Consider the following 24,457-nt stretch of genomic DNA (forward strand, 5'->3'; position numbering starts at 1 on the left):
GCTATTCGTACAATGGATCCCCATGACCATGCCTTGGGACCGCCCAGCTCAACCCACCCCGCCGAAGCGTACGCCGCTCTCGCTTATCGACGGCTTGTCCACCCAGCACGAGATCTCCTGGACCCCCACCCCCGACTCGTCTTCCCTCGCGCCGGACGTGGTTGAGGCTGTCCACGAGGCATCCGCCCGCTTCGACCGCTTCGCCCCCTGGGTGGCTGACCATTTCCCGGAGACCGGCGACGGCACCATCGAGTCGGAGCTCGCCCCTGTTCCTGAGACCCAGGACTTCATGTCGCGCCTCATGGAGCGCGATCTACCTGGCCGGCTCTGGGTCAAGCGCGACGACTCGCTGCCGATCAGCGGCTCCATCAAGGCCCGCGGCGGCGTCCACGAAGTCTTCCGCCTCGCGGAGGAGCAGCGGCACGACAGGCTCTCCGTCGCCTCGACCGGCAACTTGGCGCTGTCCATCGGCACCGTCGGCCCCTTGCTCGGATTCGACACAGAGGTCCACATGTCGGCGGACGCGAAGCAGTGGAAGAAAGACCTGCTCCGTTCCCGTGGGGCGACTGTGGTGGAGCACCGCGGACTCTTCACCGAGACCGTGGCCGCGGCACGGGAGAGTTCGGCCGACGCTTTCTTCATCGACGACGAGAATTCCCTCGGCCTCTTCACCGGATACGCCGTCGCTGGCCAGCGACTCAAGGAGCAGTTCGCCGCCGCCGGCCAGACGTTCACCCCCGAGAACCCGCTGTTCGTCTACCTCCCCTGCGGCGTCGGCGGCGGCCCGGGCGGAGTGACCTTCGGCCTGAAGATGGCTTTCGGCGAGGCTGTCTCCTGTCATTTCGTCGAACCGACGGCTAGCCCGTGCATGACGCTCGGCGCATTCACCGGGAACCCGGATGTCACCTGCGCCGACTACGGCCTGTCCGGGCGCACCATCGCCGACGGGCTGGCGGTGCAACGGCCCTCACCACTCGCTCTCGAGCACGCGGCGCATCTGGTCAGCGGTTTCCACACGCTCAACGACACCACGTTCCTCGCCGCGGTGAACTGGTTGGAGCGGAGCGCGAGCATCATCGCCGAACCATCGGCGACCGCCGGACTCACCATTCCGTGGCGCCTTCCCGACACCCCCGACACCGCAACCCACCTGGTGTGGCTCACCGGCGGCTCGCTCATTCCTGACCAAGACAAAGACCGCCTGCGCGGGCAGGCGGCCACTGCGTCACTTCACTGGCAGCGCTGATCACTCACGCGCAGCGTGCTCGCCCACTCGCTTGCCCGAGTGGATGCAGCCGCCAAGGAAGGTTCCTTCCAAAGCGTTTTTTCCGTGCATTCCGCCGCCGCCGAAACCGGCTGCCTCGCCGCAGGCGTAGAGGCCGGGGAAGACGCTGCCGTCGGCAAGCAATGCTCGGCCGCCCAAGTCCGTCTCGATTCCGCCGAGCGTCTTGCGCGTCAAAATATGCAGCTTGACCGCAATGAGCGGGCCCTTCTTCGGGTCCAGCAAGCGGTGCGGCTCCGCGCAGCGGACAATCTTGTCGCCGAGGAAATTCCGCGCGGTGCGGATGTAATTGACCTGCGCGTCCTTGGAGAAATTGTTCGTTAGCTGGGCATCTCGCTCAACCAGTTGCTTGCGCACCAGTTCGCCATCGACCTCGACACCGTCATCGCCGAGCTCATTCATCTTGCGCACGAGGTCCTCGATCGTGTCTGCGGTGACCCAGTCGACGCCGTTGTCCATGAATGCCCGCACCGCCGGGTGCGTTCCGGGACCGACCTTGCCGGCCAGCTTCTTGAGCGACTTGTCCGTCAGATCCGGGTTCTGCTCCGAGCCGGAGAAAATGAACTCCTTGTCGGCGATGTGCTGATTGAGAATGAACCATGAATAGCCGTAACCCGTCCTACCGACGTGCGCGAGCGCAGCGATATTGTCCGAGCCCGGGAACAGATTGGTCGGCAAGCGCTTGCCGGTCGCGTCCAGCCACATGGAGCTCGGACCCGGAATGATGCGGATACCGTGGCCCGGCCAGATCGGGTCCCAGTTGATCATGCCCTCTGGGTAGTGCCACATGCGGTCGGTGTTGACCAGGTTCGCGCCGGCGGCGGCCGCGATATCGATGCCGCGGCCGTCAACATGCTCCGGCACGCCGGTGACCATGTCCTTCGGGCACGGCCCCCACCGGTCCTCCGGCCACATCTCCCGCACCTTGTCCAGGTTGCCGCCGATGCCGCCGGTGGAGATGACCACGGCCGCGCCGCGTACCTCGAACGGCTCCACCTCGTCGTTATTGGAGGCGATGCCGCGGTCACGAGAATCAGCTGCTAGCTTCACGCCCCGCACTCCCACGGCGCGCCCGTCTTCGACAATGATGTCGTCGACGCGGTGACGGAATTTGAATTCCACTTTGCCGGCCTGTTCGGCACGCTCAACCGGCTCGCGGAAGACACGCACGACCTCCGGGCCCGTGCCCCAGGTCAGGTGGAAACGCGGCACGGTATTGCCGTGGCCTGACGCATCGCCCGAGCCACGCTCGGCCCATCCGACGGTGGGCAGCACGCGCAGACCCAGCTCTTTCAAATAACCGTGCATCTCGTTGGACGCGAACCGGACGTATTCACGGCCCCACTCGCGCGGCCAATGGTCATGATCCTCGTCGTCGTAATCGGCGGAATTCTCCCAGTCCGTCCATGCGAGATCCTCGAAGTCCTTCGCCCCCATGAGTTTCTGTTCCGGTGTGCCCACCATGAACAGTCCGCCGAGCGACCAGAATGCCTGCCCGCCGAGGTTCGCCCTGCTCTCCTGCTCCACGAACACGACGCGGCGACCAGCTTTGACCGCCTCGTGCGCGGCGACCAAGCCTGCCAGCCCGGCACCCACAATGACAATGTCTCCCGATTTTTGTTTCATACACGAAACATACATAATTCTTTTCACGCCGTGTCCGTTTTTCACTCACCCGGCGGAAAACCCTGATCCCGGGTAACGTGACTGGGAGGCAATCAGAAAGGTAGATACATGAAAATTGCGGTTCTCGGCGGCGACGGATTCTGCGGCTGGCCAGCTTCCTTGCACCTTTCAGACATCGGTCACGATGTCACCATCGTCGATAACCTTTCACGCCGACGCATTGATGAAGAGCTCGGCGCCGAATCACTCACCCCCATCGCATCTATCGACGAGCGCATCGCCGCCTGGAAAGAGGTCTCCGGCAAGGAGATCGCCTTCCGCAATATCGATGTCGCCCAGGACTACGAGGGCCTGAAGGACTTCATCTCCACCGAGCAACCCGACGCGATCATTCACTTCGCGGAGCAGCGCGCCGCACCGTATTCCATGAAGAATCCGGTGACGAAGCGCTACACGGTGGACAACAACGTCAACGCCACCCACAACCTGCTCGTCGCGGTCGTCGAGTCCGGCCTGGACATCCACATCGTCCACCTGGGCACCATGGGCGTTTACGGCTACGGCACCGCCGGCATGAAGATCCCGGAGGGCTACCTGGACATCAAGGTCGACACCGGCGAAGAGCTCGTCGACCAGCAGATCCTCTACCCCACTAACCCGGGCTCGGTGTACCACCTGACCAAGGTCCTGGACCAGAACCTCTTCGCCTACTACGCCAAGAACGACGAGCTGCGCATCACCGACCTGCACCAGGGCATCATCTGGGGCACGCACACCCCGCAGACGGAGCGCGACGAGCGTCTGATCAACCGCTTCGACTACGACGGCGACTACGGCACGGTGCTCAACCGCTTCCTCATGCAGGCGGCGATCGGCTACCCGCTCACCGTCCACGGCACCGGCGGCCAGACCCGCGCGTTCATCCACATCCGCGACATGGTCAAGTGCGTCCAGATCGCGCTGGAGAACCCGCCGGCAAAGGGCGACCGCGTCAAGATCTTCAACCAAATGACCGAGACGCACCGCGTGCGCGACCTGGCTGAACTGGTGGCAAAGATCTCCGGCACGGAATACGCGCTGGTTCCGAACCCGCGTAAGGAATCCGCAGAAAACGAGTTGCACGTCTCCAACGACACGTTCTTGAGCCTGGGCCTTGAGCCGACCAAGCTCGCCGAGGGCCTGCTCCAAGAGGTCGAGGACGTGGCGAAGAAGTACGCCGACCGCGCCGACCGCAGCAAGATTCCAGCGCGCTCCCTGTGGACCCGCAACCAGTCAGAGGGCGTTCCGGAGAACGCATAAGCATGCGGATCGCCATTTTCACGGAGGTATTCCTCCCCAAGATCGACGGTGTGGTCACTCGTGTGATCCGCACCGTCGACCAGCTGGCGGAGATCGGCCACGAGGTGATGATCTTCGCCACCGGCGACACTCCGGAGACCTACGCCGGTTTCCCAGTGGTGCGCGTCCCGAGCTTCTCCTTCCATTACATTTACCCGGAGATCAAGGTGGGCCTGCCGGCCCCGGCAGTGGCGAAGAAGCTCAAGGACTTCAATCCCGACGTCATTCACGCCGTCAATCCCGTCTTCTTCGCCGGCTACGGCGCTGTACTGGCAAAACTCCAAAAGAAGCCGCTGCTCGCGTCATTCCACACCGATGTGCCCGCCTATACCGAATCGCTGAAGATCGGGCTGGTGAAAAAGCCCGCCACTGCACTCATCCGCGCTTTCCATAATTGTGCGGAGATGAACCTGGTCACCTCGGACCCGATGTTGGACACTGCGAAAAGCTACGGTCTGCGGGACCTTGCTGTGTGGCCGAAGGCGGTTGACACCGTCGGCTACCACCCGGATAACTTCTCCGCTGAAATGCGGGACACGCTCACCGACGGCAACCCGGATGCCCCTCTCCTCATTTACGTCGGCAGGATGAGCGCAGAGAAGAACCTCGCCATTCTCAACGACATCATGCCGCTTCTCCGCGAGAAGGTTCCCGGCGCCCGCCTCGCCATGGTCGGCGCGGGTCCACAGTTGGAGCAGATGAAGAAGGATTTCGATCCCGCGTACACCGTGTTCACCGGCTACATGTCGGGCACGCCCCTCGCCCAAGCCTTCGCCTCGGCCGATGTCTTCGCCTTCCCCTCTCTGACGGAAACGCTCGGTCTCGTCGCCCTCGAATCCTTCGCGTCGGGCGTGCCCGTCGTTGGCGCCCGCGCCGGGGGCATCCCGTTCGTCATTGAGGATGGGCAGACTGGCATGCTCGTCGACAAAGACGCATCGCCAGAACAATGGGCGGACGCATTCGCGGGCCTGCTTATCGACGCCCCGCGTCGCACCGCCATGTCCGCCGCCGCCCGGACAGAAGCCGAGCGGTGGTCATGGCGCGCCGCGACGGAAAAGCTCGTTGAATACTACGAAGTCTGCACCACGAAGAAGTCCGCAGACTCACACTGAACGGACACATCTCCGTCTTTTGCTGCGATGAACGCTGCCTCACCAGCAGACAGCACCAGTTCACCGAGCTCAATTTCGCCCGCCACAGGAAGAACGATCGCGGGTCCCGCCACAGAAACAGAGCCTTCCCCGTCGTAGCGGGTCACGGCGAAATCGCTCACCGGGACCGGGAATACTGAACGATTTCCCTCTACCTCGGGAACAAGCACAGGATCGTCGATCGGCTCGAAGTTCACGATGCTTTCCAGCTCAGCGACATCGATGTGCTTCGAGGTCAGGCCCCCGCGCAGCACATTGTCCGAATTGGCCATCACCTCGACACCGAATCCGGACAGGTAGGCGTGCATATTGCCGGCGGGAAGGAACAGCGCCTCGCCGGGAGCCAACTCCACGTGGTTGAGCAGCAGCGCCGCTAACACGCCCACATCGCCGGGAAACGCTTCACCGATAAACACGAGGTTCCGCGCCACATCGGAATCGAGCTGCGCGGCGCGCTCCAGCACGGCCTCCACCACGGGCGCAGGGTCATCCATCGCCAGCCAGCCGGAGAGTACGGAGCGCAGGCGCTTATCGACGTCCACGCTTTCGTCGTTAAGCTCTGCCCTTGCGTCTTCCAGCTGCGGCACCGCGAGCTCGTCGAGCAGCGCGACCGTGTCTTCGAGCGGCTGGAAACCTGCCATCGCGCGGAACGGCGTCAGCGCGATCAGGACCTCGGGTTTGTGGTTCGCGTCTTTGTAATTCCGGTGCGCGGCGTCCCGCGGAATGCCCAGGTCATCCTCGCGGGCGAACCCTTCCTGGGCTTGCTCGATCGACGGATGCGCCTGGATCGACAGCGGGCGCGCCGCCGCAAGCAACTTCACCAGGAACGGCAGTGTTCCCTCCGTGCCCAGTGCACTCACGGGATCAGCCGCGATGACCTCGTCGAGAGGTCCTTCATCCGTGGCTGATGGCGCGGACGGGTGCGCCCCGAACCACACCTCCGCCTCCGGTCCGCCTGACGGCGTGCGACCTTGCAAGGTGGCGATGCTGGTGGTGTCGCCCCAGGCGTAGTCCTGTACCTTGCCCGTGAGTTTGAGCACTATGGAATTCCCCTCTTTAGCGGATCTCCTGCGGTTCCTTGCGCGTCGGGAGAATCTTCGGGCGGACGCCGGCGATCTCCTCGACGATGCGGATCACCTGGTTGGAGTAGCCGAACTCGTTGTCGTACCAGACGTAGAGAACCAGGTGGTTGCCGGATGCGATGGTGGCCAGACCATCCACGATGCCTGCGTGGGTGGTGCCCACGAAGTCGGTGGACACGACGTCCGGCGACTGGATGTAGTCGATCTGCTGGCGCAGGCTCGAGTCCGTCGACACACGGCGCAGGTAGTTGTTGACGTCCTCGCGGTCGACCTCGCTGTCCAGGTCGAGGTTGAGGACGGCCATGGACACGTCCGGGGTGGGAACGCGGATGGCGTTACCGGTGAGCTTGCCCTCGAATTCCGGCAGGGCCTTGGACACTGCCTTGGCGGCGCCGGTCTCGGTGAGGACCATGTTCAGGCCGGCGGCGCGGCCGCGGCGCGGGCCCTTGTGGAAGTTGTCGGCCAGGTTCTGGTCGTTGGTGTAGGAGTGGACCGTTTCCACGTGGCCGTGCTTGACGCCCCAGCGGTCGCCGACGACCTTGAGCACCGGGGTGATCGCGTTGGTGGTGCAGGACGCGGCGGACAGGACGCGGTCCTGCTCGGAATCGTCGATGGTGGCGTGGTTGATGCCGTAGACGATGTTCTTCACATCGCCCTTGCCCGGCGCGGTCAGCAGCGCGCGTGCCACGCCCTTGGACTCGAGGTGCTTGGACAGGCCGGCGCGGTCGCGCCAACGGCCGGTGTTGTCCACGACGATCGCGTCGTTGATGCCGTACGCGGTGTAGTCGATGGCCGACGGATCGTCCGAGTAGATCATCTGGATCGGGGTGCCATTCGCCCAGATGACCTCGTTCTCCTTGTCCACGGTGATGGTGCCGTTGAAGGCACCGTGGACGGAATCGCGGCGAAGCAGGGACGCACGCTTGATCACGTCGTCGTCGCCCTTCTTGCGGACCACGACTGCACGCAGGCGCACACCGCCGTACTGAGCTTCACGAGCGATGAGAATGCGGGCGAGCAGGCGGCCGATGCGGCCGAAGCCGTACAGGACCACATCGCGCGGGACGCGGTGGCTGTCAGCGCCGATGACCTCTGCCAGCTCTTCTTCCAGGAAGGAGCGCAGCTCGGTGCCCTCGGTGCGGGAGAAGTTCTTGGCCAACCGGCCAAGGTCGATGGAGGCAGTGCCCAGGTTCATCGTGGTCAGCTCGCGCAGGATCGGCAGCGTGTCGTCCAGCGGGAGCTCGCGTGCCACGACGCGGCGAGCGTAGCGGTGCGCCTTGATGATCTCGATGTCCGTCATGCCCACCAGCAGGCGGCCGTAGATGGAGGTGACCACGTTGTTCTCGCGGTGGAGCTGGCTGATCAGCGGCAGCATCTCCTGGGCGAGGTGGAGCTTGTGGTTCCAATCGTCCATCGGGTTGTCGTGCGGGTTCGGGTTGACCGGGCTTTCAGCGTTCACGCTGCGTCCTTTCACATGTCGCGTTGCTCAAACGGCCTCTATTCTAGTACGTCGCGGTATTTTTCCGGCCCTGGCTCAGGCTCAAACGCGGCATCGTTCGTTTTGTCGACGAGAACAGCGCGCACGCCCTCATGGAAATCCGGCTCGCGCACGAGCATTTCGGCGTAGCGGCGCTCGTTGTCCAAACTTGCCGCCAGGTCGTTCGTGGAATTCGCCAGCATCAGCTCAGCCGTTGCTACCAGCGACGACGGGGACGCTTGCTGTAACAGCGGCTCCGCAACCGCCGCCAGTTCTGGATCGGCCGCGATGTTCTTTTTGATCTGGGACCAAGGCGCGGAAAACGCTCCGTCGATAAGCGGGTAAAGCTTTTCTAGCTCCGAGACCCCCGGTTGGCTGGCTACCTCATCGAGTACCCCCGGCCCCTCTTCAATGATCCGTTCCGTAAGCCCGTCGAGCGAGTCCACGCGATGCGTCGCCAGGCCCGTTGCGATCATGTCGTCCGCGTTCATCCGGTAGCCGGTCAGCGCGAGAAACATGCCGAGGTCGAGCGACGGGCGTTTCGGCAGATTCTGCAGCCGGTGGCTCATGCCAACATCAGTGAAGAACCCGATATTCATCTCCGGCATCGACGCCATGACATTGTCAGTGACCACGACGTGGCTGCCGTGCGCCGCCAGACCGAGCCCGCCGCCCATGACAACACCGGAGATCAGCGAAATATACGGCTTGGGGTACTCCGCGATCATCAGGTTCATCGCGTACTCGCGGGAGAAGAACTCGTCAGCTTCCTGCGTCCTTCCGCCCAGCGCGGCCTCGCGTGCGTAGCGCACGTCGCCGCCCGCACAGAAATGCTTCCCAGAGGACTTCACGACGACGCGTTCCACCCCCTCGTCATCCCTCCATTCTTCGAGTGCCTCGATGACGGGAAAGAGAATCTCCGGGTTGATGGAGTTCAATGCCTTGGGCCTGTCCAGAGTGATCACTCCGGTAGACTGCCGGACGGCAATGTGTACTGAATGTGCTGGTCCAGTGGTGCTTTCTGCCATGAAGCCAGTGTTCCACAGCGAGCAAAGGACTGCTATGACTTTTCCCCGCATCGTCGCCTTAGACATGGACGGAACCCTCGTGGATCCGCACGGCGACATTCCGGAAGAGTTTTGGCCCGTCCTTGAGGAAGCGAAAGCCAAGAACATGGTCATCGCTCCCGCATCCGGGCGCCAGCTCGCCACACTGCAGGATATGTTCGCTGGCCGAGGGATCGACACCTTCATCGCCGAAAACGGCGGCGTGGTGTGGCATCGAGGCGACATCATCGCCACCAAGCCGATGGACAAAGCGACAGTCGACGCGCTCCTGCGCGCAGTCGCCGCTTCAGAGTCCCCCGTCCATCCCGTGGTGTGCACGCCAGAATTCGCTTTTGTCGCGCAGGACACCCCGGAACACGCCTGCCAAGAGATCTCGAAGTACTACCACTCCCGGCGCCCAGTCCCCTCGCTGATCGACGCAGTAGCAGATTTTGCCGGCCCCGCCATCAAGGTGTCGCTCTTCGTCGAGACAGATGCGGAAAAAGACGGCCTCCCCCTCACCGAAACCGCAGCGAGTGATCACACCGTCGCCGTCTCCGGCGCCCAATGGGTCGATGTCATGTCGCCTAACACCAATAAGGGCAACGCGCTGCAATCCCTCGCCGACTCGCTCGGCATCGACATCAATCAGACCGCGGCGATCGGCGACTACTTGAACGACTACGACATGCTCATCACCGCCGGCACCGCCGTCGCCATGGCGAACGGCCACGACAAGCTCAAAGCCATTGCCGATATCATCGCACCGTCCAATGCCGACCACGGCGCCATCACGCAGATCAAGGAGTGGCTCGCACAGTGATCGATTTCTCCGCACCAGCGAATATCGTCGCCCCGCAACTTCTCGGCTGCACGATCACCCACAACGGCGTGACCATCCGGCTCACCGAAGTCGAGGCCTATCTCGGTTCCGACGACGCCGCCGCGCACACCTACCGCGGGAAAACGGCCCGCAACGCCGCCATGTTCGGCCCGCCAGGCAGGCTTTATGTCTACCTCTCCTACGGCATCCATCTGAACGGCAATATCGTCTGCGCCCCGGAGGGCACCGGCCAAGGCTGCCTCATGCGCGGCGGGGAAATCATCGAGGGAGAGCAGCTCGCCCGCAGCCGTCGTCAAGCGAAAGACCGCGCCCCGATTCCTTATGAAAACCTCGCCCGCGGACCTGGAAATCTCGGGCGCGCCCTCGGGCTGTCCTTGGATGACAACGGCGCACCCGTCCAGCTCACCATGCGCACCGAGGAACCCGATTGGGTTGCTGGCCCGCGCATCGGAATCAGCAAGAACGCGGACGCGCCGTTCCGTTTCTGGATCCCCCGCAACAAAACGGTCAGCACGCCGCGTGGATACCCGAAGTAGCTGTTTCTTCTTCCCGTTTCCTCCCACTCGGTCGTGTCCTCGATCCGAGCGTCGATAATCTGGGGAGCCTTCCCGAGATTTTTCCTGAACAACTCTTGAGAGGTGCTGAGATCGCCGAAGTTGGTGCACACCCAAGGCTATCTCTTTCCTACCGTCTCACAAACACAAACAGTGGCGGATGTTCACATCGGCGTAACCAGCTTTTCACCAGGGGCTTTTAAGCTGTAATTCCTGTTGTTTCCCCATTTCCACTAAGGAGTTCCCCGTGCCACACTCCCCAGCACTGACCCGTCGCGCCATCGCCCTCGCCACTGTCGCAGCCACTGCAGCGACACTCGTTCCTGCTGGTGCCGCCGAGGCAGCGACCTACTATTCCACCAAACAGCCATATTCCCCCGCCGCCCCCATCTCCTCCTACAGCCAACCTCCCGCTGGTTTCCACCAGATTTACACCGCCTCCGTGGGCCGTCACGGTTCCCGCGGCTTGTCCGGCTTCAAATACGACGACCTCGCCGGCCAGATGCTCACCTCCGCTAAAGAGCGTGGCGAGCTGACCCCGCTCGGCGAGAAGTTAATCCCTCAGGTGGAGGCGATGTCGCGCGCGAATGAACAGCTCACCGGTCCGGGGGAAGGCGGCTACGGCAACCTGACCACGTTCGGCCGCAACGAATTGCGCGGTATCGGTACCCGCAATGCGGCCCGCAACCTGACATTCTTGGAATCGGTGTCTCAGAGCGATACCGACCAAGTGAAGTTCATGTCCTCCGGCGCGGACCGCGCGAAGGAATCCGGAGAGCTTTTCGGACAGGGGTTGCTTTCGGCTGTTCCAGAGCTGTCTGACAATCTAGCCGACGGCAAGACAAACAACACCGTCAACGTCGAGGACCGATTCGACCTGCTGCACGCCCACTCCGACGAGAATTCTCCGCGTTACGCGGCGTACTCCGAGTGGACCGAGAGCGACACCCTCGACGAAAAGGTGAACAAAGCCAAGAATTCCGAGGCATCCCAGCAGGCGGCGACTCACCTGCTCACCAAGATCTTCGACCAGAAGTTCATCGACGACCTCGACAACGGGACGCTGAAGTTTGTTGGCGCCAGCGGTAAGAAAGTTAAAGGCACCGCCGACGCGGCACTTCAGTTCTACAACCTGTACATCATCGCCCCCGCGATGGAGAACGAGCCCGCTAAACCGGCCGAAGGCTGGATCTTCGACCAGTTCATGGATGATGAGGACGGTCGACAGCTCGCTTACTTACTCGACGTAGAGAAATTCTACGAAAGCGGCCCGGGTATCGAGGGACAATCGGTGTCCTACGACATCTACGAACCCCTCCTCAATCATATGATCAAGGGGGTCCAGGATCGCGCCGCCGGTGGCAACATCGCAGCCGAGTACCGGTTCGGCCACGCCGAGACCATCGCTCCGCTCGCCGCCTTGCTTAAGCTGCCTGGTTCCGAGAAAGGTGTGCCCGCCGACGAGGTCATGACTTACGACAATTCCACTTGGCGCGGCGACAAGGTAACGCCGATGGGCGCGAACATCCAGTGGGACGCGTTTCAGAATGACGCGGGTGTCACCCTCGTTCGCATGCTTTACAACGAGGCGGAAACCCCGTTCCACGCGGGATGCATGCCCGTGGCAGATGACTCGGCTTTCTACACCATCGACGAGTTGGCGGACTGCCTGCCGCTCGGTTCCACTTCCGACCACACCAAAGCCCGCCCCGACAGCGCGCCCCAATCTGGCTCGGAAAGTTCAACCAGCTCCGCCGGTTCTTCGACTGGTGGCACCGTCGCCCTCATCCTCGCAGTACTCGCTTTTGTCAGCGCCGTCCTCGGCTTCGGCGCGGTGCAGGCAGGCCTTATCGACGTGCCGGCACTGCCGCCCCTGCCGTTCTAACGGGCAGGCCAAAGTCACCGTCACCGTGGGAAACACCTCGCAAGACGACGTCGACAAGCTAAGGACCGTGCCCTAATCCGCTAAGCCGCGGGGGAGCTCCACGTTTCTGGATCCCCCGCGGCTACCCGGAATAGCTACTTCTTCTTGCGTTTCTTTGTGTTTTTCTGCTTGTCCTTTTCCAAGTTAGCGGCCACGTCGGGCACGTAGCGGAATTCCGCGCGCGGCGGACGCTCATAATCGTCGGACTCCGGACGCTCTGGCACGTCCGGCAGGTCGGGCTCGATGTGCTCGTACGGGATCGTGGACAGAAGATGCGAGATCACATTAATGCGCGAGCGCTTCTTGTCTTCCGATTCCACCGTGTACCACGGCGCAGTCGGGATGTCGGTGTGAATGAACATCTCGTCCTTCGCGCGGGAGTAGTCCTCCCACTTCGTGATGGACTCCAGATCCATCGGCGACAGCTTCCACTGACGCAACGGATCGTTACGGCGGGATTCAAAGCGCGCGTGCTGTTCCTCATCCGACACGGAGAACCAGTACTTGCGCAGCAGAATGCCGTCCTCCACCAGCAGACGCTCAAAAATCGGTGCCTGGTGCAGGAAGCGGCGGTACTCCTCCGTCGTGCAAAAGCCCATGACACGCTCCACGCCGGCGCGGTTGTACCAGGAGCGGTCGAAGATCACGATCTCGCCAGCAGCAGGAAGCTTTTCGACGTAGCGCTGGAAGTACCACTGCGTCTGCTCCCGTTCCGTCGGCTTCGGCAGCGCCTCAATCCGGCACACACGCGGGTTCAGGTACTGGGTGATGCGCTTGATGGCGGACCCCTTGCCCGCCGCGTCACGGCCTTCCATGACCACAACGATGCGTGCACCAGTGGCCACGACCCACTGCTGCATCTTCACCAGTTCAGCCTGGAGGCGGAGTAGCTCGGTCTCGTACGCCTTCTTGGACAGCTTCGGCGGTTTTTTCGTGCTCTCGGATGTCATAGCTACAACGGTAATACGCCTGATCCCACACCTTGAATTCGGTCATCGAGCCCATGTGGTTCGGCCCACAATGGGAGCGTATATCGTGTCCGGGGTCTCTCCCTGAATCCGCGGAGGGATGGGTCACTAGACTGTTATGAGAATTTCCCATAACTTCCATAACTTTGAAAGTTGGTTCATTGTGAGCGAGCACATCGACCTCAACGCCGATTTAGGCGAAACCACTGCGGGCAACCCAGTTGCCGACGATGCGGCCATGCTGGGAATGGTCTCCAGCGCGAACGTGGCCACGGGGTTCCACGCGGGAGACCCGCACTCCATTAGCGGCACTCTCGCGGACGCGAAGCAGCACAACGTCGTCGTCGGCGCGCACATCGCCTATAAAGACCCCGCTGGTTTCGGTCGCCGCTTCATCGACTACGACCCGGGCGAGCTTGCCGACGAAACGCTCTACCAGATCGGCGCTCTAGACGCCCTCGCGCGGGCGCAGGGACTTAAGGTGCGCTACGTCAAACCCCACGGTGCGCTCTACAACACCATCGTCCACAACGAAAAGCATGCTCAGGCCGTCATCGACGGCATCAAGGCTTTTGGTGATCTGCCCGTCATGCTGCTGCCCGGCGGCATTGCCGTGGACATCGCTGAAAAGGCCGGTTTGCGCGTCATCCGCGAAGCTTTCGCCGACCGTGGGTATAACCCCGACGGAACCTTGGTGTCGCGGCGCGAACCGAACGCGGTGATGACCGATGCACAGCACGTTGCCGACCGCGTGTTGCAAGTCGCGTCGACAGGCGCCGTGACAGCTATCGACGGCAGCGTCGTCGACGTTCAAGCCGAATCCGTCTGCGTCCACGGCGATTCCCCGGGTTCAGTGGAACTGACCCGCAGTGTGGTCGCTAAATTGAAGGGCGAAGGCATCGAGATCAGGAGCTTTCTGTGAGTAGAGACATCAAGCGCGTCGGCACGCGCGCACTCATGATTGACCTTGACAGCCTCGAAGAAGTGATGGACTTCTACGGAGCCCTGAACACCTCCCCGCTTGAACGCCAGACTGACGTTGTAGCTGGTGCCCGGACCGTTCTGGTCACGTTCGATTCGACATCCGCGGCGAAGAAGGCCGCTGAGTTCCTGCGTACCTTCACACCCGAAGCCGCTGCGGCCAAGGAGTCACGCGAGATTGAGATCGAGGTCTGCTACGACGGCGAAGACCTCGACGAGCTCGCCCAGCTGCTGGGAAAGACCCGCGAGGAGCTCATCGAGTGGCACACCTCCACCGTGTGGAAAGCCGGTTTTGGCGGCTTCGCCCCCGGATTCACCTATTGCGTCCCGGCCAACGAGTCCGACGCCCTCGACGTGCCCCGCCGTTCCTCTCCCCGCACCGAAGTGCCGGCGGGCGCAGTTGCGCTGGCAGGCGATTTCTCGGCTGTCTATCCACGCACATCCCCCGGCGGGTGGCAGCTGATCGGCACGACCACGACCCCGATGTGGGATTCGACTGCCGAACCGCCAGCGCTGGTCAGCCCGGGTGACACAGTGCGCTACGTTCGCGTCGATAAGCTCACCGACGAACAGGAGACCAGCCACTATAAGCTGGACACTCCCCCGCGGATGCCCTTGTTCACCGTCGACGAGGCCGGGCTGCAAACCCTCTACCAGGACCTCGGAAGGCAAGGCAACGGCAGCCTCGGCGTGACCACGTCTGGCTCGTCCGACAGGGCCTCCGCCCGCATCGCCAACGACGTGGTGGGCAACAAGCGCAACGCAACACTTCTCGAAAATATCGGCGGCCTGTCCATGACCGCCTTGGCCGAGGCCGTCGTGTGCGTCACTGGCGCGGACAGCGATGTCTTCGTGGGGCAGAAACCGTTCCCGTTGGCGACGCCAATCATCGTTCCCGCAGGCGCGCAGCTCGTGGTCTACCCGCCGCGAACCGGTATGCGCTCCTACATCGCAGTGCGCGGTGGATTGATTGCCGACACGGAGCTCGACTCCTCCGCCACCGATCTGCTGTCCGGACTCGGGCCCGCTCCGCTCCAGGCCGGCGACACGGTCTCGGCGTCGATGAGAAAACCCGGCACCGCCACCGATCTGCTTTCGAACCCACTGCGCGTGACCGACGATGTCGCCACCGTGCGCTGCGTCCTCGGCCCACGCGATGACTGGTTCAACAAAGCCGAAGTCGAACGATTCCTCGACACCACCTTCACGGTGACCGGCGAATCCAACCGAGTAGGCGTCCGTTTGGAAACTGACGAGCCATTGCAGCGTGAGCGCGGTGGCGAGCTGCCCTCAGAAGGAATGGTGGCTGGCAGTGTCCAGGTGCCGCCGAGTGGGCAGCCGGTCGTGTTCCTCCGCGACCACGCCGTGACCGGCGGCTACCCCGTCATCGCCACAGTGATCAGCGAAGATGTCGACATCGCCGCACAGCTATCCCCCGGTTCCACCATCCGCTTCGAACTCTACAGCGAAGGAGAATAAGCCCATGTCCACTCCCGCACCAGAAACGTCCCTCAAAGCCGTTCTGATCGCCAACCGCGGCGAGATCGCGGTTCGCATCGCCCGCTCCGCACGCGACTTGGGCATCCGCTCGATCGCGGTCTACTCCGACGCTGACACCGGCGCGCTGCACACCTTGGTCGCCGACGAGGCCTACCACCTCCCCGGCAATAGCGCTTCCGAGACCTACATGAATGTGCCCGCGCTCATCTCGCTCGCCCACAAGGTGGGCGCAGACTGCGTGCACCCCGGCTACGGCTTCCTCTCGGAGAACTCAGACTTCGCACGCGCCGTCGTCGACGCGGGACTTACGTGGATCGGCCCCACCCCGGAATCCATCGACCTGCTCGGCGACAAGATCGCGGCTCGTCGCGTCGCTGTCGAGGTCGGTGCCCCGCTGGCCCCGGGCACCGATGACCCGATCGATAACTGGGAAGAGGCCCGCGCATTCGCAGAGGAGCACGGCATGCCGATCGCGATCAAGGCAGCCTACGGCGGCGGCGGGCGCGGCCTCAAGGTCGTGCACGACGAAGCGGACATCGAAGATGCTTTCGCCTCCGCCGGACGCGAAGCCAAGGAAGCTTTCGGCCGCGCCGAATGCTACGTGGAGAAATTCCTCACCCACCCCCGTCACGTCGAGGCCCAGGTGCTCGCCGACACACACGGCAACGTCGCCGTGCTGGGCACCCGAGACTGCTCGACGCAACGTCGCTTCCAGAAACTCATCGAAGAAGCCCCTGCCCCCTTCTTGACTGAGGAGCAGCGCAGCAGCATCGAAAACGGCGCACGCGAGATCTGCCGCTCCGCCAATTACATCGGTGCCGGCACCGTCGAGTACATCGTGTCGGAAGACGGCACCGTCTCCTTCCTCGAGGTCAATACCCGCGTGCAGGTCGAGCACCCCGTCACGGAGGTCGTCACGGGCGTGGACATCATTGCGGAGCAGTTCCGCATCGCTGATGGCCAGGAACTGTCTTTCGGGACCGACCCGGAAATCACCTCCCATGCCTTTGAATTCCGCATCAACGCCGAGGACGTCACCAATGGTTTCGCTCCGTCACCGGGCACGGTCACGCGTTTCGACGTCCCCACCGGCCCCGGCATCCGTGTCGACTCCGGTGTGCGCACCGGCAGCGACATTCCGGCGTACTACGACTCGCTCATGGCCAAGCTGATCGTCATCGCACCGACCCGCGATGCGGCGCTAGCGCGTTCCCGCCAGGCTCTCAAGGAGTTCACTATTGAGGGCGTGCGGACCGTGCTGCCGTTCCACCGCGACATGGTGGACGCGCCGGAATTGAACGGCGATTCCCTCGATCTCTACACCGACTGGGTCGACGGAAACTACTCGCCGAGTGCCAACCACGAAACCAGCGATATTGAGCATCTGTACGACGAACGGGAGACCGTCGTCATCGAGATCGACGGCCGCTTGCACGAAATCGGCATCCCCCGCCGCATGCTCTCTGGAGGCGGCGGCCCGCAAACGAGCGAACCTGAGTCCTCCGAGACTGGCGGAGAGGGCGCCGTGACGGTGAAATTTGATTCCACCATCGTGAAGTGGATGGTCAGCGACGGGGACACCGTGGAAAAGGGCCAGCCGCTGGCCGTTGTCGAAGCCATGAAGATGGAGTCGACGCTGAAGTCCCCCGCGGCCGGCACCATCTCTGTTTCCGCCGACGAAGGCGCGCGTGTGAAGCCCGGGGTAACTATCGCGACAATTGTTTAAGCAATCGTTTAAGCAATTTGCTTAAGGGATCTGATAGGACCGATCCGGGATATCGGTGATGAGCATCTTGCCCGGAGCATGGCAGATAGCCAGCTCCGGCTTTGAGCTCATCACAGCGGACTGAGGTGTGACACCACAAGCCCAAAACACTGGAATCGTTCCTGCCGGGATCTCCACTGGGTCGCCGAAATCGGGGGCTGCGAGGTCACCGATACCGATCGCTGCCGGGTCCCCGACGTGAACCGGTGCCCCGTGCACCGCCGGATAGCGAGAGGTGATGCGAACTGCATCTGCCACCCTGTTCGCCGGGATCGGGCGCATTGAGACCACCATCGGGCCACCAAAAATACCGGCGCGTTCAGTTTCGATATTCGTCATGAACATCGGCACATTCCGCCCCTGCTCAATGTGGGCAACAGGAACCTCTTCGGCTAGCAGAGCGTCTTCGAATGTGAAAGAGCAGCCGATGAGAAAAGCCACCGTGGAATCGGTCCAGTAGCCGGTCGCGTCGGTCACTTCGTCGACAAGCTCCCCGTGCTTGTAGATCTTGTACGCGGGGATATCGGTACGGATGTCGCCGCCCGGCATGAGGTCGGACTCCAGCTGCCCCGCCTCGAGGACCCCCAAGACAGGGCATGGCTTCGGGTTGCGTTGGGCGAAGAGCAGGAAATCGAACGCGTACTTCTCATCCACAGCGATGAGGTTCGCTTGCGCGTACCCCGGCGCCCACCCCGCAGTGGTGCCGACGTCATGAGTGCGGAAAAACTCCCGAGCGCGGGCGGGATCTTTTTCTATGCCCAAATCTCCGACAACCCTGCGAGCGAATCGACACCCATGTAGAAGGTTCCTGCGAGCACAATCACTCCGATGACCTTCATCCACACCGGGTAGTTGTATCCCTTGAGTAGATCCTTGCGGAACAGCGCGGCCCACATGACCACGGCGAAACCAATTGGCAGGATAAGCCCGTTGAAGGCACCCGCGAAGATGAGCAGTTTCTGCGGCGCAGCGCCGAGGAAGAGGAAGAGGATCGTGCACACCACGATGAACGCCACCGTGAGCCAGTTACGCAGCTTCACATCTGTCTTCTGCGTGGTCACGAATGTCAGCGAAGTGTAGGACGCACCGATCACCGACGACAGGCCCGCCGCCCACAGCACCAGACCGAAGGCACGAAGACCGAACTCTCCGGCGGCCTGGTAGAAAGCATCGGCGGCCGTATTGTCCTTGGAAAGCGCCACGCCGGTAGCAACCACGCCGAGCACCGCGAGGAAGAGAAGCACACGCATGATGCCGATCACCACGATGCCCAGCACAGATGCATTCGAAATATTCTTGATATTCTCCACACCGGTCTGGCCCGAATCAATGATGCGGTGGACACCGGCGAAAGTGATGTAGCCACCGACCGAGCCGCCAATCAGCGTGACGATGACTGCAGAGTCCACTTGTTCGGGGAGGACCGTCTGCTTCAACGCATCTCCGACGGGTGGCTGGGAGACGATAGCGACATACAGCATGAGCAGGATCATGATCGCGCCGAGGCCCACAACAATGCGGTCCAGCGCAACGCCTGCGCGCTTAGACAAGAAGATGAATACGGCGATCACCGCTGAGATCGCGCCGCCGATCTTCGGGTCAAGGCCGAGCATGGCATTCATGCCCAGCCCTGCACCGGCGATGTTGCCGATATTGAAGATCACGCCGCCGGCGAAGACCAATAGCGACATCACCCATCCCAGCCCGGGGATCACTGAATTGCCGAGCTCATTAGCGCGCAGCCCGGAGATACCGAGCACGCGCCACACGTTCAGCTGGATCGCGACATCCACGAGAATGGAGATGAGAATCGCGAACGCGAAGGCAGCGCCCAACCGAACGGTGAACACACTGGTCTGGGTGAGAAAGCCCGGGCCAATCGAGCTGGTCGCCATGAGGAACACGGCGCCGAGAAGAGAGCCGATTCCCTTCGGAACGGCGGAGTCGTTCTCTACCTTAGTGGACCCTTCTTGTGAAGACATAGGCCCTCCCCTTTCTAAGCAGATCTGGTTCAAATACTGCGCACAGTTTAGAGGGCCGCCTAGCCCATTCGGGAATGTGGACTAGACCTGGAATTCCGCCATCGCGTCCCACTCGGTCTTGCCCTCGATCAGAGTGTTAATGATCTGCGGGGTCTCCTCCAGGATCTGCGGGAACAGTTCCTGCGCCGCCTTGAAGTGGTCGGAATTGACGTGCGCCTCCGCGGCATCATCCTTGAAGCCCTCGACCAGGATGTACTCGCGCGGATCGTCGGTGTTGCGGTACCACTCGAAGAAGAGGTTGCCTTCCTCTGCGCGGGACGCCTCGGTGAAGTCATTGACGAGCTCGCGGAAGTTCTCGGTGTTCTCGGGCAGGGGACGGAAACGAACGTTGATCAAAATCATGGGGCCCAGTGTACGAGCTAAACGACGGTCACTTCCGTGCTGCCGGTGAACGGGGTCAGGCTTCCGCCGATCGCGCGCGAGACGCCCTCGACGTTCACCGTGTATACGCCGGGCGCGACCCCATCGGTGTCCCACGAAATGCGGGCGTTGACCACATCGGAATTCTTCACGAATTCGATGATCGTGCTCGAGTGGAAATCATCCGCCACGATCTCGCCCGCCGCATCCGTGATGGTGTGGTAGCCGACCCCGCGGCGCAGATCCGAGTTGGGGTTGGCGAAGGAGAATGTCACCGAGGCGGTATCGCCCGCTTTGACCTGTTCGGTCGAGGTGATCACATCACCGAATTCTTTGCCCCAGGCGGGCCGGTCAATGCCCGGCAAACCAGAAAGGGATTTTGGAATCCATCCGGTCAAATCGCCCGCCGGCCCGCCGGACTCGATCTGGGAGCCCTCCTTCAACGACCGCGCCAATTTGTCGTAGACCTGCACCATCGCGCACAACTCGTGGCGTCCGAAGATCGTCGCCCCGCCTTCGTAGTCCTGGTTGTCGTATTCCTCCGGCGTGGTCACGTAGTGCGCATATCCACTCGTGTAGCCCTGGCACACGACGGTCTCCAACGGCACGTCGAGAATGTCCGCCACGTGCTTCCTCATGCGGTAGCCCGCCATCGACGTCGGCTCCATCGAGTTAGTGATGATCGTCAAGCCCGCGATCTGCGTGATCGAGAACAAGAGCACTTGCTGGATCATGCCGTCGACATAGCCCAGTGGCAGCAGCATTTCTTTGGCGCCGTGAATCTCGTTCCATTCATCAGGCACAGTGACGTTGTTGAGCTCCTTGACCCATGGTGTTCCGCCGCGCTCCCCCTCGTTGAAGATGGGAACCTCCAGACCACCACCGTCTTCCTGACTCGACGCGGCGAATGCCGCACCCAGAATCGCCGGACCGGTGCGCTGTTCCGTGCCGTCGGGGGTGAACTCACCACGAATCTCCACTTCCCGCATGTCCACCCACTGGTGTCGGTTGCGGATACTTGTCCCGCTGATGTCCACCAGTTCTCCCTCGGTAGCGTCGATTTGGCGGTCACCGAGGATCTGCGCTGACTTCGCCTCATCCTCGTAGCCCGGCCCCGTCTTCGGCTCCAATCCCGCATTCGGAGTGATATCGCCCTGGGGTGCTGCAGCGAATGCGGCGACGAAGGGAGGATTTTCGACATCCCGGTGAACAACTCCGCGCTCTTTCTCCATGCGCCAAGAGGACCAGCCTTTATGGTCGCCGTCGATAAGCGTGTGCTCGTGCCCGAAGCTCGTGGCGTGCAAGCCGTACCAGTTGATCAAGCCGACGTCCTGGCCGCCGCGGCTAATGAACAGCGTGAGGCTTTCCGGGTTCACTCCGTTGGGAAACTCGCGGATCTCTTCTGCCGGGTTGCGCTTGAATGCCTCGAAAGACCGATTCGCACCCGCGTCTTTGACTTCGCCGCGCACGAGACGCAGATTCGACGGCTGCTTGTCCGCGTGCGCGCGTTCTACTGCCTCGACGATGCCTTCGACCGTCGCCTCAAAGGTGACGGGGCGAAAACCGAGCGTGGTCAGGTCCACCATGAGGTGCCCCGATGCGCCGCCGGGGCCAACGTGCGTGTGCGTGGCGGTGATGAAGACATTCGACTCGTTGTACTTGCCGCCGAATTTCTCGCGCAGTCGACGGAGCACCTCCAGCTGAATCGACTGGAACATCAGCCCCATCTCCGCGATGACGAAAACGCTGCTCACGCCCTCGTTGTCCTCGAAGATGAACGCCCTGGCGAACTGGCGGAAACGGATTCCGGTGGTGGACTGCTTCATCACCGCGTACCCATTCATGCCGGCACCGAGTGGTTCGCCCGTCATGTCAGCCATGCCGCGGCCCACTGTGAGCAGAGCCTCCTGCCCTTTCGCCCGCGGCACCCCCATCGCCGCGGTGGCGGCCATCAAGCTGGCGCCGGCCAGAAACGTGCGCCTGCCAAACCGAAGCTTCTCTGTGACTGAGCTCACTTTGTTCCCCATGGCGGAAACAGTACAGAGAACTCCGATTTATTTTTGGTTTTTGAACTATTTTTCTAAAAAATCTAATTCTGGGTAGCTACCCTTCCAGCCGCTCCCCCAGCTCAAGCCACTCCATCTCCAGCTCCTCGCGCTGTGCACGCAGTTCCGCGACCTGCCCCGTCTTCGCCCCGATCGCCTCGAAATCGGGGTCAGCCTCCCCCGACATCGTCGCGATTTCCGATTCGAGAGCAGCCGCTTCCTCATGGAGTTTCTCCATCTTCCGGTCGAGCGACTTCATCTTCTTCATCAGCTCGCGGCGTTCCTGCCCGCTCAGCCCATCGGCGGGTTTCTCCTTCGGCGCGGTGTCGCCGAGATCTAGCACTCCAGAATCCTCCGTCATGCTCTTGCGGCGCTCCAAGTACTGGTCGATCCCGCCGGGAAGATTCGTCAAAGCACCGTCACCGAACAACGCGTAGGTGACATCGGCAATGCGCTCGATCAGATAGCGGTCGTGCGAAATCACCACGAGGGTGCCCGGCCACGAGTCGAGGAGGTTCTCCAGCTCCTGGAGGGTGTCGATGTCGAGGTCGTTCGTCGGCTCGTCGAGAAGCAGCACATTCGGCTCGCTCATGAGCACGCGCGTCAGCTGCAAGCGGCGCCGCTCGCCGCCGGATAAGTCCCCGACAGGTGTCCGCTGCCGCTTCGGAGAAAACCCGAGACGCTCAGCCAGTTGCGACGCCGACATCTCCTTTTTGCCCAGCGTGATGTAGGTGGCCACATCTTCTACCGCGTCGATCACCCGGCGGGACGGATCCAAATCGTCGAGTTCCTGGCGCAGCCACCCGATCTTCGTCGTCTGGCCCTCAACGCGGCGGCCCTCGGCCAGCGGGTAGTCTCCCGCGATCGCCCGCAGCAGCGTCGTCTTTCCAGAGCCGTTCACGCCGACCAGACCGATGCGCTCACCGGGTGCCAGCCGCCATGTCAGATGGTCAACGAGAGTGCGTCCGTCAGGCGCGTCAATGCGCACATCCTCGAGCTCCACCACGACGCGGCCTTGGCGCTGTTTCGAAAACGCCATGAGCTCTACCGTGTCGCGCGGAGCAGGAACATTCGCGATCAAAGCTTCCGCCGCCTCAATGCGGTAGCGCGGCTTCGACGTCCGTGCGGGGGCGCCACGCCGCAGCCAGGCGAGCTCCTTGCGCGCGAGGTTCTGGCGCCGCTGCTCGATCGCGTCCGCCTGTCGCGCACGCTCGGCGCGCGCGAACGTCCAATCGTTGTAGCCGCCTTCGTACACGTCGACTTTCCCGTCATGCACCTCCCAGGTCAGGGTGGCCACGGTGTCGAGGAACCAACGGTCGTGCGTCACGACCACGATGGCGACTTTCCGCTTCAGCAAGTGGTCGGCGAGCCATTGCACGCCTTCCACGTCCAGGTGGTTCGTGGGCTCGTCAAGCACGATCAGGTCCAGGTCCTGCACCAAAGCCGCTGCGAGATTCACGCGGCGGCGTTCACCGCCGGAAAGATTTCCCACCGGCGTATCCAACCCCAGATCCGCGACGCCCGTGCCCGCGAGCACTTCGCGCACCTTCGCATTCGACGCCCACTCGAAGACCTCGAGCCCGAGCGGCTCCACCACGGCCTGCCCGACCGTCACATCGTCCGGGAGCGTGAACCGCTGCGTGACCACCGCCATCCGCAACCCGTTGGTGTGCGAGACACGGCCAGTATCCGGCGGCTCAATGCCCGTGAGCACCTCAAGCAGCGTCGTCTTGCCGCCGCCATTGAGCCCCACCACGCCGATGCGGTCCCCGGTCTGCACACCGAGCGACACCTCGTCCAGCAGGGTCTTCAAACCCCACGTCTTGGACACATTTTCCAGGTTGATCAGGTTCGCCATGATGGAGCCATTCTAAACACGGGCTGGGTCTGCAACGAACGCACGTACCCACCAAAGAATTTCACGCAAACAGGCAGCGCTCACACGGCCAATTTCTCCTTGGACGCGATCACGCGAGAGTGTCCTCATTTGCTCCGACATTGCCCAACTCTCTTTAGGCAAGACCGCTGCGGGGTCTAGCGGAATATGGCTGTCCCACCCACGGTTTCGAGATGTCACCGGAACAACCGAAACCAACGTGGGAACCACCCTCAGATGATTACGGGAAGACACGACCACGCATGGACGCCGTCCAGCCTGTTCATTCCCCCTTGTCGGCTCGAGCACCGCCCACACGATGTCCCCCGGCATCAGCTCTTCGCTCACCAGCCGTACGCCATATCCCACTCAGCGGTTTCAGCTATGTAACTTTCCATCTGTTCTGGGGTAGTCTCCCGAACCTGGCTCTCCAGCCTGCGCATGCGAATCTCTTCCCGATAGAGCTCGAGCATTTCCTCGATAATGCTCGGCATACTTTCCCCCCGCTGCTGCGCGATCACCTTGATCTCATCACGCAGATCAACGGGCACCTTAATCGTTGTCTGCTCAGCCATGCCCAAAGTATACCAATTCGT

At 62.3% G+C, this 24,457-nt stretch carries 21 protein-coding genes; 9 read left to right on the forward strand and 12 right to left on the reverse strand.

Annotated elements, in window-relative coordinates:
- Positions 1-22: 22 nt before the first annotated feature.
- Positions 23-1,246, forward strand: a complete 1,224-nt coding sequence (locus tag M3G19_RS05875; RefSeq protein WP_259901359.1) for a D-serine ammonia-lyase — start codon at positions 23-25, stop codon at positions 1,244-1,246.
- On the opposite strand, the gene M3G19_RS05880 is transcribed toward M3G19_RS05875, so the two are convergent.
- Complete coding sequence (locus M3G19_RS05880; protein WP_259901360.1) at positions 1,247-2,908, reverse strand: FAD-binding dehydrogenase; 1,662 nt, start codon at positions 2,906-2,908, stop codon at positions 1,247-1,249.
- Positions 2,909-3,016: 108 nt separating this feature from the next.
- On the opposite strand from M3G19_RS05880, the gene M3G19_RS05885 reads away from it, so the two are divergent.
- Positions 3,017-4,207, forward strand: a complete 1,191-nt coding sequence (locus M3G19_RS05885) for an NAD-dependent epimerase/dehydratase family protein (protein ID WP_259901373.1) — start codon at positions 3,017-3,019, stop codon at positions 4,205-4,207.
- Positions 4,208-4,209: 2 nt separating this feature from the next.
- Complete coding sequence (locus tag M3G19_RS05890) at positions 4,210-5,358, forward strand: glycosyltransferase family 1 protein (protein WP_259901375.1); 1,149 nt, start codon at positions 4,210-4,212, stop codon at positions 5,356-5,358.
- Here the strand turns inward: M3G19_RS05890 and manA are convergent.
- The 3 genes from manA to M3G19_RS05905 form a co-directional block, all read right to left on the reverse strand.
- Positions 5,316-6,437 carry a mannose-6-phosphate isomerase, class I gene (manA, locus tag M3G19_RS05895; protein WP_259901376.1) on the reverse strand — a complete coding sequence of 374 codons (1,122 nt, stop codon included), beginning with the start codon at positions 6,435-6,437 and terminating at the stop codon, positions 5,316-5,318. The two genes, M3G19_RS05890 and manA, sit on opposite strands and share 43 nt — an antisense overlap.
- A 16-nt stretch (positions 6,438-6,453) precedes the next feature.
- The gene (locus M3G19_RS05900) at positions 6,454-7,893 is read right to left on the reverse strand and encodes a glyceraldehyde-3-phosphate dehydrogenase (protein ID WP_259901596.1); all 1,440 of its coding nucleotides are present in this window, start codon (positions 7,891-7,893) and stop codon (positions 6,454-6,456) included.
- Between the two features lie 83 nt (positions 7,894-7,976).
- Positions 7,977-8,984 (reverse strand): 3-hydroxyisobutyryl-CoA hydrolase, encoded by a 1,008-nt coding sequence (locus M3G19_RS05905; protein ID WP_259901378.1) that lies wholly within the window; start codon positions 8,982-8,984, stop codon positions 7,977-7,979.
- A gap of 34 nt (positions 8,985-9,018) precedes the next feature.
- Between M3G19_RS05905 and M3G19_RS05910 the strand changes: the two genes are divergently transcribed.
- The 3 genes from M3G19_RS05910 (at position 9,019) to M3G19_RS05920 (ending at position 12,285) form a co-directional block, all read left to right on the forward strand.
- Positions 9,019-9,825, forward strand: a complete 807-nt coding sequence (locus M3G19_RS05910; RefSeq protein WP_259901380.1) for an HAD family hydrolase — start codon at positions 9,019-9,021, stop codon at positions 9,823-9,825.
- A complete protein-coding gene (locus M3G19_RS05915; RefSeq protein WP_259901381.1) occupies positions 9,822-10,382 on the forward strand; it encodes a DNA-3-methyladenine glycosylase in 561 nt (186 codons plus the stop codon). The genes M3G19_RS05910 and M3G19_RS05915 overlap by 4 nt, the downstream gene beginning before the upstream one ends.
- Positions 10,383-10,647: 265 nt before the next feature.
- Positions 10,648-12,285: a histidine phosphatase family protein gene (locus M3G19_RS05920; RefSeq protein ID WP_259901383.1), complete on the forward strand. Its 1,638-nt coding sequence runs from the start codon at positions 10,648-10,650 to the stop codon at positions 12,283-12,285.
- Positions 12,286-12,419: 134 nt separating this feature from the next.
- On the opposite strand, the gene ppk2 is transcribed toward M3G19_RS05920, so the two are convergent.
- Positions 12,420-13,274, reverse strand: coding sequence for a polyphosphate kinase 2 (gene ppk2 / locus M3G19_RS05925; RefSeq protein WP_259901388.1), 855 nt, complete (start codon positions 13,272-13,274; stop codon positions 12,420-12,422).
- Positions 13,275-13,452: 178 nt separating this feature from the next.
- On the opposite strand from ppk2, the gene M3G19_RS05930 reads away from it, so the two are divergent.
- Genes M3G19_RS05930 through M3G19_RS05940 form a run of 3 tightly spaced genes read left to right on the forward strand, consistent with a single transcriptional unit; the run spans position 13,453 to position 17,499 of the window.
- Complete coding sequence (locus tag M3G19_RS05930; protein ID WP_259901598.1) at positions 13,453-14,214, forward strand: LamB/YcsF family protein; 762 nt, start codon at positions 13,453-13,455, stop codon at positions 14,212-14,214.
- The gene (locus M3G19_RS05935; RefSeq protein WP_259901389.1) at positions 14,211-15,752 is read left to right on the forward strand and encodes an urea amidolyase family protein; all 1,542 of its coding nucleotides are present in this window, start codon (positions 14,211-14,213) and stop codon (positions 15,750-15,752) included. Before M3G19_RS05930 ends, M3G19_RS05935 begins: the two co-directional genes overlap by 4 nt.
- Positions 15,753-15,756: 4 nt before the next feature.
- Positions 15,757-17,499 carry a biotin carboxylase N-terminal domain-containing protein gene (locus M3G19_RS05940; protein WP_259901391.1) on the forward strand — a complete coding sequence of 581 codons (1,743 nt, stop codon included), beginning with the start codon at positions 15,757-15,759 and terminating at the stop codon, positions 17,497-17,499.
- A gap of 21 nt (positions 17,500-17,520) precedes the next feature.
- On the opposite strand, the gene M3G19_RS05945 is transcribed toward M3G19_RS05940, so the two are convergent.
- The 7 genes from M3G19_RS05945 to M3G19_RS05970 form a co-directional block, all read right to left on the reverse strand.
- A complete protein-coding gene (locus M3G19_RS05945) occupies positions 17,521-18,300 on the reverse strand; it encodes a putative hydro-lyase (protein ID WP_259901393.1) in 780 nt (259 codons plus the stop codon).
- Positions 18,291-19,520 carry an NRAMP family divalent metal transporter gene (locus M3G19_RS05950; RefSeq protein WP_259901401.1) on the reverse strand — a complete coding sequence of 410 codons (1,230 nt, stop codon included), beginning with the start codon at positions 19,518-19,520 and terminating at the stop codon, positions 18,291-18,293. Before M3G19_RS05950 ends, M3G19_RS05945 begins: the two co-directional genes overlap by 10 nt.
- 81 nt (positions 19,521-19,601) lie before the next feature.
- Positions 19,602-19,922: a putative quinol monooxygenase gene (locus tag M3G19_RS05955; protein ID WP_259901403.1), complete on the reverse strand. Its 321-nt coding sequence runs from the start codon at positions 19,920-19,922 to the stop codon at positions 19,602-19,604.
- Positions 19,923-19,939: 17 nt separating this feature from the next.
- Entirely contained in the window at positions 19,940-21,967 is a 2,028-nt protein-coding gene (locus M3G19_RS05960) for a neutral/alkaline ceramidase (RefSeq protein ID WP_259901404.1), read from the reverse strand.
- Between the two features lie 76 nt (positions 21,968-22,043).
- Positions 22,044-23,843 (reverse strand): ABC-F family ATP-binding cassette domain-containing protein, encoded by a 1,800-nt coding sequence (locus M3G19_RS05965; protein ID WP_259901409.1) that lies wholly within the window; start codon positions 23,841-23,843, stop codon positions 22,044-22,046.
- Positions 23,844-23,855: 12 nt separating this feature from the next.
- On the reverse strand, positions 23,856-24,194 hold the full coding sequence (locus tag M3G19_RS11940; protein WP_367117258.1) for a type II toxin-antitoxin system PemK/MazF family toxin: 339 nt from the start codon (positions 24,192-24,194) through the stop codon (positions 23,856-23,858).
- 11 nt (positions 24,195-24,205) lie between these two features.
- Positions 24,206-24,436: a ribbon-helix-helix protein, CopG family gene (locus M3G19_RS05970; RefSeq protein WP_259901415.1), complete on the reverse strand. Its 231-nt coding sequence runs from the start codon at positions 24,434-24,436 to the stop codon at positions 24,206-24,208.
- Between the last annotated feature and the right edge of the window lie 21 nt (positions 24,437-24,457).

This window comes from Corynebacterium sp. p3-SID1194 (genome assembly GCF_025144155.1).
Taxonomy (GTDB): domain Bacteria; phylum Actinomycetota; class Actinomycetes; order Mycobacteriales; family Mycobacteriaceae; genus Corynebacterium.